Here is a 12316-nt window from a genome sequence, read left to right as displayed (position 1 = left end):
GCGTGTGAGCGGAGAGCACGAAGCGAGGCGGCCTCGATGAGGTCAGCCCCCGAGGAATTCGACCGCTCGCGGCGCGAAGTCGGGGTGGTACTGGAAGATGCCGCCGTGGCCGGAATCGGGGTAGATGATCAGCTCCGAGCCGGTGATCCGCTGATGGAGGTCGTTGGAGAGCGCGGAGGGCACCATGCGGTCGTTGTCGCCGTTTGCGATGAGTGTCGGCATGGTGAGTTCTGAGAGGTCCGACGGTGTGGAGCGGCCGTAGCGCTGGATTGCGCGGAGCTGCGTCTGGAAGGCTTTCAGCCGGATTGGCGCGTCGCGGTCGGTCGCTCGCTCTGTGAGACGTTCGATGAACGCCTTGCCGGCGCGTTTGCCGGCGGTGTCTCGGTTGAAGAAGAGGAACTCCTTCGGGTCGGAGCGGGTGAGGGTCGCGCGCAGCACGTCGTAGTAGGTGGTGCGCAGCACCTTGTCCATGTCCTTGCCGCCGCGCGGCCCGGTGCCGGTGAGTACGAGCCGGCGCACAAGACCCGGGTGCGCCACGATGAGGTCTTGGGCGATCATCCCGCCCATCGAGAACGAGAACACGTCGATGGTGTCGAAGCCGAGGGCGGTGATGAAGCGGTAGGCGTCCTCGGCGGCCTGCTCGATGGTGGGCGGCACGGTTCCCGACGACCCGCCGACGCCCACGTTGTCGAAGGCGATGACGTGGCGGTTCTTCGCGATCGGGTCGACGATCCGGGGGTCCCAGTTGTCGAGGGTCGCCGCGAGGTGCGCGAAGAACACCACGGGCACACCGCCCCTGGGGCCCAGTTCGCGGTAGGCGAAGGTGGTGCCGCCGGCGCTGAGGGTGCGGTTGGGCGCCTTCGCGTAGGAGGTGATGACTTCTTCGTCGCTGTTCATGATCGACTCCTTCAGGCTTTCGGTTCGGGGTACAGGGCTTCGGCGGGTGCTCCGGTGAGTGACGGCACGGTGGCTTCTTTGTTCGAGAGTGGACAGGGGGGTGTCGGATCGGGTCAGTCGGTCATGGTGACCACGACCTTGCCGCGCAGGCCGCCGCGTTCGAGAGCGGTGAGGGCGGCGGGGGTCTCGGCGAACGGGAACACTCGTCCGATCACGGGATGCAGGGCGCCGGCGTCGACGAGCGCGGCGATCTCGGCGAGCTGCCTGCCATCGGCTCTCATCCAGAGGAAGGAGTAGTCGACACCGAGTCGCCGCGCCCGCCGCCGCAGGTTCGCGCTGAGGCCGCCGATGGCCAGCCGGAGGGCCGGGTTCAGGCCGATCTCCCGCGCGAACGCCGGGTCGGGCGGGCCGGCGATCCCGATCGCCCGCCCGCCCGGGCGCGGCACGCTCAGCGACCTCTCGAGGTTCTCGCCGCCGATACCGTCGATCACCACGTCATACCCGTCGAGCAGTTCATCGAAGCGCTGCGAGCGATAGTCGATGACGTCGTCGGCGCCGAGCTCGCGCAGCCACTCGACGTTCGAGCCGCTCGCCGTCGTAGCGACGTGAGCGCCCAGGTGCTTCGCCAGCTGCACGGCGATCGAGCCGAATCCGCCTGCCCCGCCGTGGATCAGCACGCGGCTTCCCGCTCCGACGTCAGCGCGCTCCACCAGGGCCTGCCAGGCGGTGAGTGCCACGAGCGGCAACGAGGCGGCCTCGACCATGCTCGACGACGCGGGCTTCAGCGCCACATCGGTCTCGGCGATCGCGATGAGCTCGGCGAACGTGCCGATGCGGAAGTCGGCTGCCCGGGCGAACACCTCGTCACCGAGTGCGAAGCGGGTGACGGCTGCACCGACGGCCTCGACCACGCCGGCGACGTCGTGCCCCAGGGTCAGGGGGAGTTCGTAGTGGAGCATCGCCTTGAACTCTCCCAGGGCCAGCTTCAGATCGAGCTGGTTCACTCCGGCGGCGTGCACACGCACCAGCACGTCGTGATCGCCCACGACCGGCTCTGCGGCATCCGCTTCTCGCAGCTCGCCCTTGTACCGATCGATCCTGAAAGCCTTCATCGTGTCTCTCCTCGTTTTTTATGAATGTACTCATTTATGAGGTGAATCGCAAACGACTGGGCGGGGAATACACTTGAGTTCTGATGAAAGTCCCCTCCTCCTCCCCTGGCCGCCGCGAGCGGAACAAGCAGCAGAAGCTCGACCGCATCACCGAGGCCGCAGACCAGCTGTTCGGTCGCTTCGGCGTCGACGAGGTCACGACGCAGCAGATCGCCGACGCGGCCGACATCGGCACGGGCACTCTCTTCCTCTACGCCCGCAGCAAGGCCGAGTTGCTGCTGCTCGTGCAGAACACGCACTACGCCGAGGCGATCGAAGCGGGCCTTCTCGCGGCCGACGACGCGGCGTCACCCCTCGACGCGGTCATGGCGCTCGTCGAGCCCGTGGTCGAGTGCAACCGTCGGCAGATCGAGAACGGCCGCACGTATCTGCGCGAGCTCGTCTTCGGCGACCCCGAAGAGCCCCATCACCGCATCGGGCTCGAGATCATCCAGCAGGTCGACGACGCCTACGTCGAGATCCTGCAGCGAGACGGACGGCTATCGGCCGGCGATGCCGCGCTTCTCGCTCGTGCGATCTCGGCCGTGATGTTCGTGAGCTTGGCATCTCCGGCGCACCTGCAGTCCACCGACCAAGAAGTCTGCGACGACATCCGCAACCAGGTGCGGGTGCTTCTGCGCCCGTAGGGCGAACTGGGCGGCTCGACGGGGCGGGTTTCGTGGCCGCCGTGGACTGCTGATCGAGAGTGGCTCGGGAGTGTACTATCCGACGTGTGATGATCAGTGGGACCATCCGTTGTTCCTCTGAGGAGTGTTGTGCCGATCTGGTCGGTCTTTGCCTGGGTTGTGGCTCTCGGCGTTCCTGTTCTGCTGGTGTTCTCCGCCGCCATGGCCGTCTTCCATGGGCTCTGGTGGCGCCAGCCCCTGCTCGCCCCGCTGTTCGGGGTGCTCGGCACGGCTGCCGCTGCCTGGGTGTCCTTCCTCGCGTACTGGGCGCATCCGGTGTTCGGCCTCGTGGTGACGAGCAGCCTCATCGTCGCCGCTGTGGTGGTCTTCGCTCGCAGCCGGCTCTGGGTGCACTGGCGAGCCGCGGTTCCTCTGCTCGCCCTCCTGATGGGTTCGCTCATCTTCTCGATCGGATTCACCTATGTCTGGGGCGCGGGCCCCGACCCCTACACGGTGGTGGCGAACCGCTTCTTCTACTTCTCCCTGCCCGTCGACAACACCATTCCTCGGCTCTTCCAAGAGCACCTCATGCACAGCCAGAGCACTCATCCGCTGATCGGCGACTGGAACGGCGGCGACCGCCCACCGCTGCAGGTCGGGTTCGAGCTGCTGTTCAGCCCGTTCCTGGCGGCCGGCCAATCGATCGCCGGCGCCGTGGGCGGGGGTTCGTTCACGGTCGCGGGTCTCGGCGGTGCCCTGCCGACAGGCGCCACCTTCGCGCTCGACGTGTTCGCCCAGTATCTGTGGATTCCTGCAGGCTATGGCTTCTTGCGCCTGCTCGGTTTCGCGCGACGCGCCTCCGTAGGAGCGTTGGTGTTGGCGGCCGTCGTCCCGTCGACGGTGGTCAACACGCTCTTCACCTGGCCGAAGATGCTCTCCGCTGCGCTCGTGCTCACCGCCTTCGGATTCCTCTTCGCCACCCGAAGAGCACAGACGGGTGCCAACTGGACGTTCGTGTTCGCGGTCGTCGCTGCGGTCTTCGGCGTTCTCGCGCACGGCGCCGCGGCGTTCGCGCTGCCCGCTCTCGTCGTGGTCGGCCTCTACGCCCTCCGCGGCATCGGCCGGCGGTCCGCCTTCGCACCGATCGCCGTCGGCGCCTCGATCGGCCTGGCGCTCTATCTCCCCTGGATCGCCTACCAGCGTTTCGTCGATCCGCCGGGCGATCGGTTGTTGAAGTGGCACCTCGCCGGAGTCACCACCCCCACCGACACCTCCTTCCTCCACGTGCTGGCGTCGCAATACTTCAGGCAACCGATCTCCGAAGCGCTCGACGCGAGAGTGCAGAACCTGGTCACCTTTCTGGGGCTCGACCAGGGGCATCTCGTGTTCCCCTTCAACCAACTCACCACCATCGGCTTCCGCACCGAGGACTGGACGAGCACACTGTTCGCGCTCGGGGCCGTGGCGCTCGGCTCTCTCGTGGCGATGCTGGTGTGGAGCGCGGTGCGTTTCCGATCACTCACCGTCCTCGACAAAGAACGCCTGCTCCTGATCGGCGCCATGATGCTCAGCGTCGTCGTGTGGGGCCTGTTGCTGTTCTCGCCGAACGCCACGATCGTGGCGCAAGGCTCGCACTCCTGGATGCTCGTCTTCACCCTGGTGCCGTTCGCCTGGCTGCTCCAGCGCCTCCCGCGCATCGGTTGGGGCTTGATCGTGCTGCAAGCGGTGCTGTTCGTCAGCGTCTACTACGACTGGCTGCTCGGCACCCGCACCGCCGAGTCCCCATCCATACCGGCCATCGTGGTGTTCGTGCTCGGGCTGCTGTTCTTGCTCACCGCACCCTTGCTGCTGGCGTCCGATCCATCCACCCGCTCCCGTCGTCGGGCGGAACTGGAGGTCAGGCCGCGGGTCGGGTGAAGAGGTTGACCAGGTTGCCGTCCGGATCCCGGAACAGCGCGGAGCGGTTTCCCCAGGGCATCGTCGAGGGCTCGAGCACGATGTCGTCGAGCTCGTCGTGGAGACGTGCGAACTCGGCGTCGACGTCGGCCACTTCGAACTCGATGAAGACGGACCGATTGGATGCGGGAGCCGTCGCATCGCCGAGCATGGCGACCGTTGCCGGGGATGCGATCGCCAGGGTCGCGCCCGGGCCGGCGAACTGCGCGAACACCGGCGCCGGCCGAATCGCGGTGGTGCCCGTGACGAGCTCGTAGAAGTTCGCGAGTCGATCGACGTCGTCGGTGATGATGCGGATGGAAGCGAATGGCATGAGGGCCTCTCTGATGGATGAACCACTCCAGTCTTCTGGGCCACCGCGACAGCGTCCTGTCGGTGTTTCGAGACGAATGGCGTCTCAGTCGATCACCGGCCGGAGAATGCCGTCGGGAATGTCGAGATCGTCGAGGCTGAACGCTCGTGGTTCCGGGCGCTCGTCGGTCACGCTGGCGGAGAGGGTGCGGTCACCACGGAAGGCCCGGATGTCGTCGCGGAGCCGGCACCAGGCGACGAGATACCAGTTCCCCTCCTTTTCGATGTAGCCCAGAGGCTCCACGTCACGGCGACTGACCGTCCCGTTCCGATCGCGATACTCGAGTCGAAGCACGCGGTTCGCGCGGAGGGCCTCGGCGAACTCCGCCGGGACCGGCGTGACGGGGGCATCCGGCTCGAGAAAGCGATACCGGGAGGCAAGAGCTACAGCAGGCTGCGCGTCGACCTCGGGCGTCACGGCGACGACCTTCCGCAGCGCCGAGGCGGCGGCCTGGCGGAACGGCCCTCGTCGAAGCGAACTGAGCGCGATCAACGTGGCCAGTGCTTCGTCGGGTGTGAAGGCCATCGGGCCGAGTGTCGCTCGGGTGTCGATCGCGTATCCTCCGGACCGGCCGGTGTTCGCCCAGATCGGCGCTCCGGCCTGTTGCAATGCTGCGAGGTCGCGCTCGACGGTGCGCATCGACACCTCGAAGTGATCGGCCAACCAGCGGGCGCTCCTCGTTCGCGGGGCGACCGCGCGAAGCTCTTCCACGAGCGCGTAAAGCCGATCAGTCCTGTTCACGCGTCTGATCCTCCCATCGCCGGGGTATCCAAGTGTCGTCGACCATGCGCCATCGTCTCGCGCCCCCGCATCGACAAATGCTTGTAGCAACAACTAAATCGTGCGATAGTTGTAACTACAAGCAATGATCACCTCAGAGTAAGGAATCGCCATGGCACACATCACCATCATCGGAAAGGGCTCTATGGGAGACGCCATCGGAGGTGTCTTCGCCGCTGGAGGCAGCGATGTCAATTACGTCACCCGCGGCGACGCCGGCGCGACCATCTCGGGCGACATCGTGGTGCTGGCCGTTCCCTACCCCGAGGTCGATGGCATCCTCGCCGCCTTCGGTGATCAGCTCGCCGGCAAGACGGTCGTCGACATCACCAACCCGCTCGATTTCTCCACCTTCGACTCGCTCGTCGTGCCCGCCGATGGCTCCGCCGCCGCCGAGATCCAGGCGAAGCTGCCCGCGAGCCATGTGCTGAAGGCCTTCAACACCACGTTCGCCGCCACTCTGGCGAACAGGCAGCTGGGTGGCGTGCCGACCACCGCGCTCGTCGCCGGTGACGACACCGATGCGAAGGCCGCTCTGATCGCGGCCATCACCGCCGGAGGTGTGTCGGCCCTCGACGCGGGTGCCCTGAACCGCGCGCGCGAGCTCGAGGCGATCGGGTTGCTGCAGCTCACCCTCGCGGTGGGGGAGAAGATCGGCTGGGACACCGGGTTCGCCGTCATCCGGTAGGCGAGTCACCGGGGTGATCGAGTGCTCCGGCCGTGCCGAGCAGTCCCGACGCATCAACGAAGGCCTGCGTCAGTCTGATCTCGGCCCCGGAGCGGAGCAGGTTGTACAGGGCGACCCACGAGGCGCGGTGAGCGGTCTGCCAGCTCGTCGGCACCTCGATGGCGGCGTCGGTCGAGGCGAGCACCGCTCGACCCGGCCGAGCGGTCGTGCCGTCGGGCAGATCGATCCGGATGGTCTCCTCGCGTCCGACCAGCAGGATGTCCAGGGTGCCGTCTGCCGTCGTGCTGTGCGCGACACTCAGCACGATCCTCGCACCTGCTACCGACCGGCCGACCGCGAGGATCGACGACGGGGTCTCTGCTGCGATCTCCACAGATGCGACCTCGATCCCCATGCTCTGGACGGCGCGGAGCTGGGCGAACACCACCGTTCGGAGGTCGCGGCCGGCCGGATGCTCGACAGTGCGGGCATCCACGAGCCCGGTCCGGTGGATCTCGACGGGGAATCGCTCCCGGACTGCTCGGAGCACGGGGCTCGACGCCCACGGCTCGGCCAGCACGATCGAGGCGGCCGGCGGATCGTCGCGCAGGGTGGCCGCCGCGATCGACGGCACGGGGTCGGTGACGATGACACCTCGCGCTCCGCCATGGACGGCCGCGCGCACGCGGTCGACCCAGCCGTCGTGGCCCGAGACCACCACGACCTCGGCGTCGCGCTCGACCCGGGTGTACGACAGAGGGAGAGCCGCCAGCGTTGCCGACGCCGCGGCAGCTCGACCCTCGTCAGCGGGTTCGATCCGCACAGTCCACGCGGTCATCGTGTCGCCTCCTGCCGAGCGGTGGCCGATGCGGCCGAGGCGACCTCGAGCGCGAAGACGAGGTCGTCGATCAGAGCCGCCACGGGAGGTGCCGCCGACGGGCCCGTCGAGGCGACCGCGTGCACTGCCCGCCACTCGCCCTCGTATCCGTTGTGGGGGTAGGGTCCGAAGCGCACGGTCTTCTCGTTCGCGGTGATCGTCGCGACCCCCGAGCCTGCGTGCACGTAGGACGGCGGGAATTCGAGGAGCAGCCGGGCCGAGTCGCTCACCACCTCGAGCTCCCAGGTGGGACGCCACTGTTCGGTGAGCGCCCCGATCGCGTGCACCAGTCGGCCGTGCGCCGTGAGCCCGACCTCGTATCCCCAGGGCGAGAGCGCTGACGCCGACACCACCACGACATCGTCGGTCGCGGGCAGGAGGCGCCGGATCAACGGGAGGTCGTGGATGGCCAGCCCCAGCACCCCGCCGAACACCATCTGCGCCCGCACGGCAGGGTCATCGAGGTCGGGAAGCCCTGAACTCGGCCGCGGAGTGAGCACTTCGGTGGCCGCCGTCTCGAATCGCGCGTTCGGGGGAAGCACGACTCGGGAACGGATCGTATGCGCTTCGCCGCCGACCGACTCCCATTCGGTCGAGGCGGCAAGCCACGCCGGGTCATAGGCGTGCATGGCTCCGACGACGACGGGCACCCCGGTCTGCCGGCTGACCTCGGCGATCTCCTCGGCCTGATCGCGATCTGTCGCGAACGGCTTCTCGCAGAGCACGGCGCGCTTACCGGCCCGCATCGCCGCGATGACCTGGGACGCGTGGAAAGCACTGGGGCTGCAGACCGCGACCACCTCCACCCGATCGTCGGCCAGCAGCTCGTCGAGGGAGGTGGATGCGCTCGCCCCCACCCGACCCGAGACCGCTCCCGCGACATCCGCGCTCACGTCCATGACGTTGCGCACGGTGAAGAGATCGCGCAGGCGGGCGAGCGTGGGGAGGTGGATGGCCTGCACCACCGGGCCCGCGCCGACGATGCCCACTCCGAGGGGCGCGTCGGTCATGAGGCCTCCTTCGCGAAATAGGGCAGTGCGAGCAGATTGTGCCGGGAGAGCACGGCGCTGTCGAACGGGGTGCCGTGCTTGGGCAGGTCGACCTCGACGACGTGCCAGCCGGCGAAGTCGGTGGGCAGTGCGTCGAGCACCGCGACGAGGTCGAGTGCGCCGGCGCCTGGTTCTGCCCAGACGCGATGATCCCGAGTGGCATCGAAGTAGCTCGCACCCTCCTCGAGCACGCGTGCGGCTGCCATCGTGTCGAGATCTTTGAGGTGGATGGCCGCGACGCGGTCGCGGTAGTCGGCGACGAGCGCGACCGCGTCCATTCCCGCGAAGGCGAGATGGCCGGTGTCGGGACCGAACATCAGCGCCCCGCCCTGCGAGCGATCGAGCACGCCCCGCACCTCGAACTCGGTCTCGATCCACGAGCCGACATGCGGATGCAGCGCCGCGGTGACCCCTTCGGCTCGCGCCGCCTGCGCGGCGAGCTCCAGCCCGTCGGCCATGATCTCGACCCGCTCGGCCGACGGCTCCACCCCGATCGCCGGTCGCGCCCGGCGCGCGTCGCACATGTGCTGGGCGATGAACATCGCGTCGAGGCCCAGCTCGGCCGCGGCGGCGGCGTGTCTCCGGGCGTCTTCGACCACGTCATCCCGCTCATCCGGGCGATCGAAGAATCCGCCGAAGTAGCCGGGTGCCGGTCGCAGACCGTACGACTCCAGGAGAGCTCCGTAGGCGCGCGGTGTCAGGCCGGGCGGCACGTCGGCGTGCACGGCGGTGTACCCCGCCCGCGCGATGTCGGTGAAGGTCGCGCGCAGGCGCTCCGGCGAGAGGTCGAGCCCGCTGCCCTCGAGCAGGAACGGCAGAGGGTTGATGGCCAGGCGTTCTCGTCGTGACACGGGACTGCTCACTCTCCGGGATTCCGCGGCGCCCACACGGCGTGGCGCGCTATCTGAACGAATCGATCACCCATCAGCACGTAGCCCTCGGCATCCGGATGCAACCGGTCGTGCAGATGATGGGTGTCGTCGGGGCCGAGCAGGCGGCGCCCGTCGAGGTAGTGCATCGCCGGGTCGGCGCGCTCGCCGACGATGCGCTCGAGCGTCGGCCGCACGTACGAGAGCGTGAGCACGCCCGGGCGGTCGCCCGCGTCGGGCGTGCCCGTCAGATGACCGTCGGGCCCCACGACCGTCGGCCCCGGCGTCGTCTCGTGCATCGGCAACGCCACCGGCGAGATGACGACGACGGGGGTGTCGGGCTGCCCGTCACGGATGGTGTCGAGGAACCCGTGCACCGCGGGAACGAAGGTGCGCATGCGCAGGGCGTCGGCGTTGATGGGATTGGTGCCGATCTTCAGCGTGATCAGCTCGCTCGGCCGGTCGCGGATCACTCGCGCGACGAAGGGATCGATCATCGCCTGACCCCCGAACCCGAGGTTCGTGAGATCCCAGTCGAGGGCGAGTGCCGCGAGCGCGGGCCAGGTGCGGGTGGGCCCGTCGGCTTCGGCGGAGTGGCTGATCGAACTGCCGTAGTGGGTCCACCTCGGGCGCGCGCGGGTGGGAGACGGGTGCAGCGGGGCGTCGGCGCTCACCCTGTGGATCTCCGTCGCGCTCACCTGGGGCAGCCAGATCTCGATCACGCGCGGCCGGGTCGCGGGTTCGCCGAGGGAGAGCTCGGCGATGGCGACCGCGCCGTCGATCCGCTCGGTGCGGCCGGCGTCGAGCTGGCGCAGGATCGGGCCGTTCAGGAACGCCTTGCGGTCGGTCTCCCGCCCGTCGACCACAGCGACGAGAACGGCCGGTCGGGCATCGTCGGGCACCGCCGCCGGAAAGCTCCTGGTGAGAACGGCCTCGATCGCCACGACGCTCGCCGTGGTAAGTACTTCCAGGCGCACGCCGGCGGTCTGCGCCGCCATCCGCTCGATCGACTCGTCACCGCCGCGCTGCCGGATGCTGTGCGGCAGACGGATGGGCGAGAGCCCGGCCTCGGTCTCGTCGACGAACGCGGTGCCCCGCACCGCGGCGCGGATGTCGTCACGCGACATCTCGAAGGCGAGCATCATGACCTCCAGGGGTAGAGCGCGAGGATCGTTCCGCCGAACACCTGGTCGCGCTCGGAGGCGTCGAAGAACGCGAGCGCGTCGTCGGCGAACGCGAGCGCATCGGCATAGCTATGGTGCTGCGTCGAGACGGGCCAGTCGGAGCCCCAGGCCAGGCGCTCGGCGCCGAACGCGAGCGCCACCCGTACGAGCCGGGCGCGCACATCGGCGTAGGGCGGGGTCGTCGTCGAGACGTATCGGAAGCCCGACACCTTGACGGCGATGCGCGGATGCTTCGCGAGGGCGATCAACGCCTCCACGTCCTCGTCGGTGGTCGCCAGGCCCTGGTGGTGCAGCAGGAGGGTGAGGTCGGGGTGCCGCTCGGCGAGCGCCCCGATCGCCGCGTGCCACGCCGGGGGCGCATGTACGCTCGCCACCAGCCCGAGACCCTCCGCGGTGGTGAAGAACTCCGCGGCCTCCGCGGTGTCGAACCAGCCGTCGTCGGCGTCGCCGAGATAGTGCGTGAAGCCGTGTGCGCCGGTGCGCGAGACATCCTCGGCCAGTCGCGTGGCCGATCCCGGGCGATGGTAGAAGGGCGACCAGCGGGAATCGACGTCGGCGAACATCCGGAACGCTGAAGGACGCTCGCCCACCATCTCGGCGACGTCGTCGTTGTTGTGCGGGTTCTGCGTGCGCGCATCCTCACCCCCGATGGCGGCTGCGACGACGAACGCCCGAGCGACCCCGTTCGCCGCCATCTCGCCGACGAGAGCGGTCGCCGTGGCCGCGCCCGGCGGAGGCGTCGACGGGTAGGGCCAGCGACGCCAGAGGTGGCAATGGGCGTCGACGATCACCGCAGGCCCACCGATGCCGGATCGATGCCCACGCCGAGGCCTGCGGATGCGCGTGGCTGCCCGGGCACGCCGCCGAGACCGAGGAGCACCTCGGTGAGGCTGTCGACCCCGAGCGACGAGAGCAGGTGAACCGCCCACGGATGCATCGCGGCGCCGTGGGGCGCGAAGGTGACGCCACGGTCATCGGCGAGTTCGGCCACCCGGCGGGCCGTGGTCAGCCCACCGCACCACGTGACGTCGACCTGGATGACGTCGACGCATTCAGCTTGCAGGAATCGTTCCGCCTCCACGAGACCGAACAGGTGCTCGCCCCCCGCGACCGCCACGGGCTGGCGGCGGCGGAGCTCCGCATACCCCGCGAGGTCATCGGGGAACAGCGGCTCTTCGATCCAGCCGAGGCGATGATCGCTCGCGTCGCGCAGGAACGCGGTGGCGTACTCGAGATCCCACGACATGAAGCAGTCGACCGACAGCGACACGTGCGCCGGCACGCGCGCACGGGTGTCGTCGAGCCGCGCGAGATTGGCGAGAAGGCCCTCGCTGCCATCCGCGGGGCCGTAGGCCATGGGCACCTTGACGGTGGCGCTCGCCCCGAGTAGATCGGGATCGACGTCGTCGAGCAGTTGCGGCTCGGGGCAGGTGAGGTAATGACGGAGCGGCCGCTCGCGCCCACCGAGCAGGTGGGCCAAGGAGGCTCCGGCGGCGCGCGCGGCGAGATCCCACAGCGCGAGCTCGCACGCCGAGAGCGCCATCGACGAGATGCCGCCGGCCGCGTAGGGGAGGGCGGCTCGGTGGAGTTGATCCGCGCGCGTCTCGATGTCGAGGGCCTCCCGGCCGAGCAGCAGTCCACGGAAATGACTCTCGATCAGCGCGGCCGTGACCACGCCGCCCCGGCTCTGCCCCACGCCGAAGACGGCGGGATCGTCGGTCTCGATCAGCACCCACACCAGGTCGCTGCCCGGTCCGCGCCAGCTGCTGCGGCGTTCGGCGAACTCCGGGTAGCCCGAGAGCGGGGTCGACACCCGGCTCTCGTCGAGCCAGGTGCCCCCGGAGAAGGGCGCCACGACGACGGCGACGTTGCGGATCTGCACAGGTTCCTCGGTTCCGACTTCCTCGT

General features: G+C 68.9%; 13 protein-coding genes. 3 read left to right on the top strand and 10 right to left on the bottom strand.

Annotated features, from left to right (window positions below; all coding sequences use genetic code 11):
• Positions 1-42: 42 nt before the first annotated feature.
• A complete protein-coding gene (locus BLW00_RS01500) occupies positions 43-897 on the bottom strand; it encodes an alpha/beta fold hydrolase (RefSeq protein ID WP_092548181.1) in 855 nt (284 codons plus the stop codon).
• A gap of 113 nt (positions 898-1010) precedes the next feature.
• On the bottom strand, positions 1011-2009 hold the full coding sequence (locus tag BLW00_RS01495; protein ID WP_092548179.1) for an NADP-dependent oxidoreductase: 999 nt from the start codon (positions 2007-2009) through the stop codon (positions 1011-1013).
• Positions 2010-2092: 83 nt separating this feature from the next.
• Here BLW00_RS01495 and BLW00_RS01490 point away from each other — a divergent pair, with 83 nt between their 5' ends.
• The gene (locus tag BLW00_RS01490) at positions 2093-2695 is read left to right on the top strand and encodes a TetR/AcrR family transcriptional regulator (protein WP_092548176.1); all 603 of its coding nucleotides are present in this window, start codon (positions 2093-2095) and stop codon (positions 2693-2695) included.
• A 129-nt stretch (positions 2696-2824) separates the two neighbouring features.
• Positions 2825-4591, top strand: coding sequence for a hypothetical protein (locus BLW00_RS01485; protein ID WP_092548173.1), 1767 nt, complete (start codon positions 2825-2827; stop codon positions 4589-4591).
• On the opposite strand, the gene BLW00_RS01480 is transcribed toward BLW00_RS01485, so the two are convergent.
• Complete coding sequence (locus BLW00_RS01480; RefSeq protein ID WP_092548170.1) at positions 4572-4943, bottom strand: VOC family protein; 372 nt, start codon at positions 4941-4943, stop codon at positions 4572-4574. The two genes, BLW00_RS01485 and BLW00_RS01480, sit on opposite strands and share 20 nt — an antisense overlap.
• An 84-nt stretch (positions 4944-5027) precedes the next feature.
• Positions 5028-5723 carry a helix-turn-helix transcriptional regulator gene (locus tag BLW00_RS01475; protein ID WP_092548167.1) on the bottom strand — a complete coding sequence of 232 codons (696 nt, stop codon included), beginning with the start codon at positions 5721-5723 and terminating at the stop codon, positions 5028-5030.
• A 151-nt stretch (positions 5724-5874) separates the two neighbouring features.
• On the opposite strand from BLW00_RS01475, the gene BLW00_RS01470 reads away from it, so the two are divergent.
• Positions 5875-6450 (top strand): NADPH-dependent F420 reductase, encoded by a 576-nt coding sequence (locus BLW00_RS01470; protein ID WP_092548164.1) that lies wholly within the window; start codon positions 5875-5877, stop codon positions 6448-6450.
• Here the strand turns inward: BLW00_RS01470 and BLW00_RS01465 are convergent.
• Genes BLW00_RS01465 through BLW00_RS01440 form a run of 6 tightly spaced genes read right to left on the bottom strand, consistent with a single transcriptional unit; the run spans position 6440 to position 12290 of the window.
• Complete coding sequence (locus BLW00_RS01465; protein ID WP_092548161.1) at positions 6440-7267, bottom strand: hypothetical protein; 828 nt, start codon at positions 7265-7267, stop codon at positions 6440-6442. The two genes, BLW00_RS01470 and BLW00_RS01465, sit on opposite strands and share 11 nt — an antisense overlap.
• Positions 7264-8316, bottom strand: coding sequence for a Gfo/Idh/MocA family protein (locus BLW00_RS01460; RefSeq protein ID WP_092548158.1), 1053 nt, complete (start codon positions 8314-8316; stop codon positions 7264-7266). Before BLW00_RS01460 ends, BLW00_RS01465 begins: the two co-directional genes overlap by 4 nt.
• Positions 8313-9206 carry a sugar phosphate isomerase/epimerase family protein gene (locus BLW00_RS01455; protein WP_175494081.1) on the bottom strand — a complete coding sequence of 298 codons (894 nt, stop codon included), beginning with the start codon at positions 9204-9206 and terminating at the stop codon, positions 8313-8315. The genes BLW00_RS01460 and BLW00_RS01455 overlap by 4 nt, the downstream gene beginning before the upstream one ends.
• An 8-nt stretch (positions 9207-9214) precedes the next feature.
• Complete coding sequence (locus BLW00_RS01450; protein WP_175494080.1) at positions 9215-10366, bottom strand: GDSL-type esterase/lipase family protein; 1152 nt, start codon at positions 10364-10366, stop codon at positions 9215-9217.
• Positions 10366-11199 (bottom strand): amidohydrolase family protein, encoded by an 834-nt coding sequence (locus tag BLW00_RS01445; protein ID WP_175494079.1) that lies wholly within the window; start codon positions 11197-11199, stop codon positions 10366-10368. Before BLW00_RS01445 ends, BLW00_RS01450 begins: the two co-directional genes overlap by 1 nt.
• On the bottom strand, positions 11196-12290 hold the full coding sequence (locus BLW00_RS01440; protein ID WP_139256575.1) for an enolase C-terminal domain-like protein: 1095 nt from the start codon (positions 12288-12290) through the stop codon (positions 11196-11198). The genes BLW00_RS01445 and BLW00_RS01440 overlap by 4 nt, the downstream gene beginning before the upstream one ends.
• Positions 12291-12316 lie beyond the last annotated feature (26 nt).

The sequence above is a fragment of the Herbiconiux ginsengi genome (assembly GCF_900107435.1).
Lineage (GTDB): Bacteria > Actinomycetota > Actinomycetes > Actinomycetales > Microbacteriaceae > Herbiconiux > Herbiconiux ginsengi.
The sequence above is the reverse complement of the archived record's forward strand: the minus strand, read 5'-3'. Positions and strand labels throughout refer to the sequence as shown.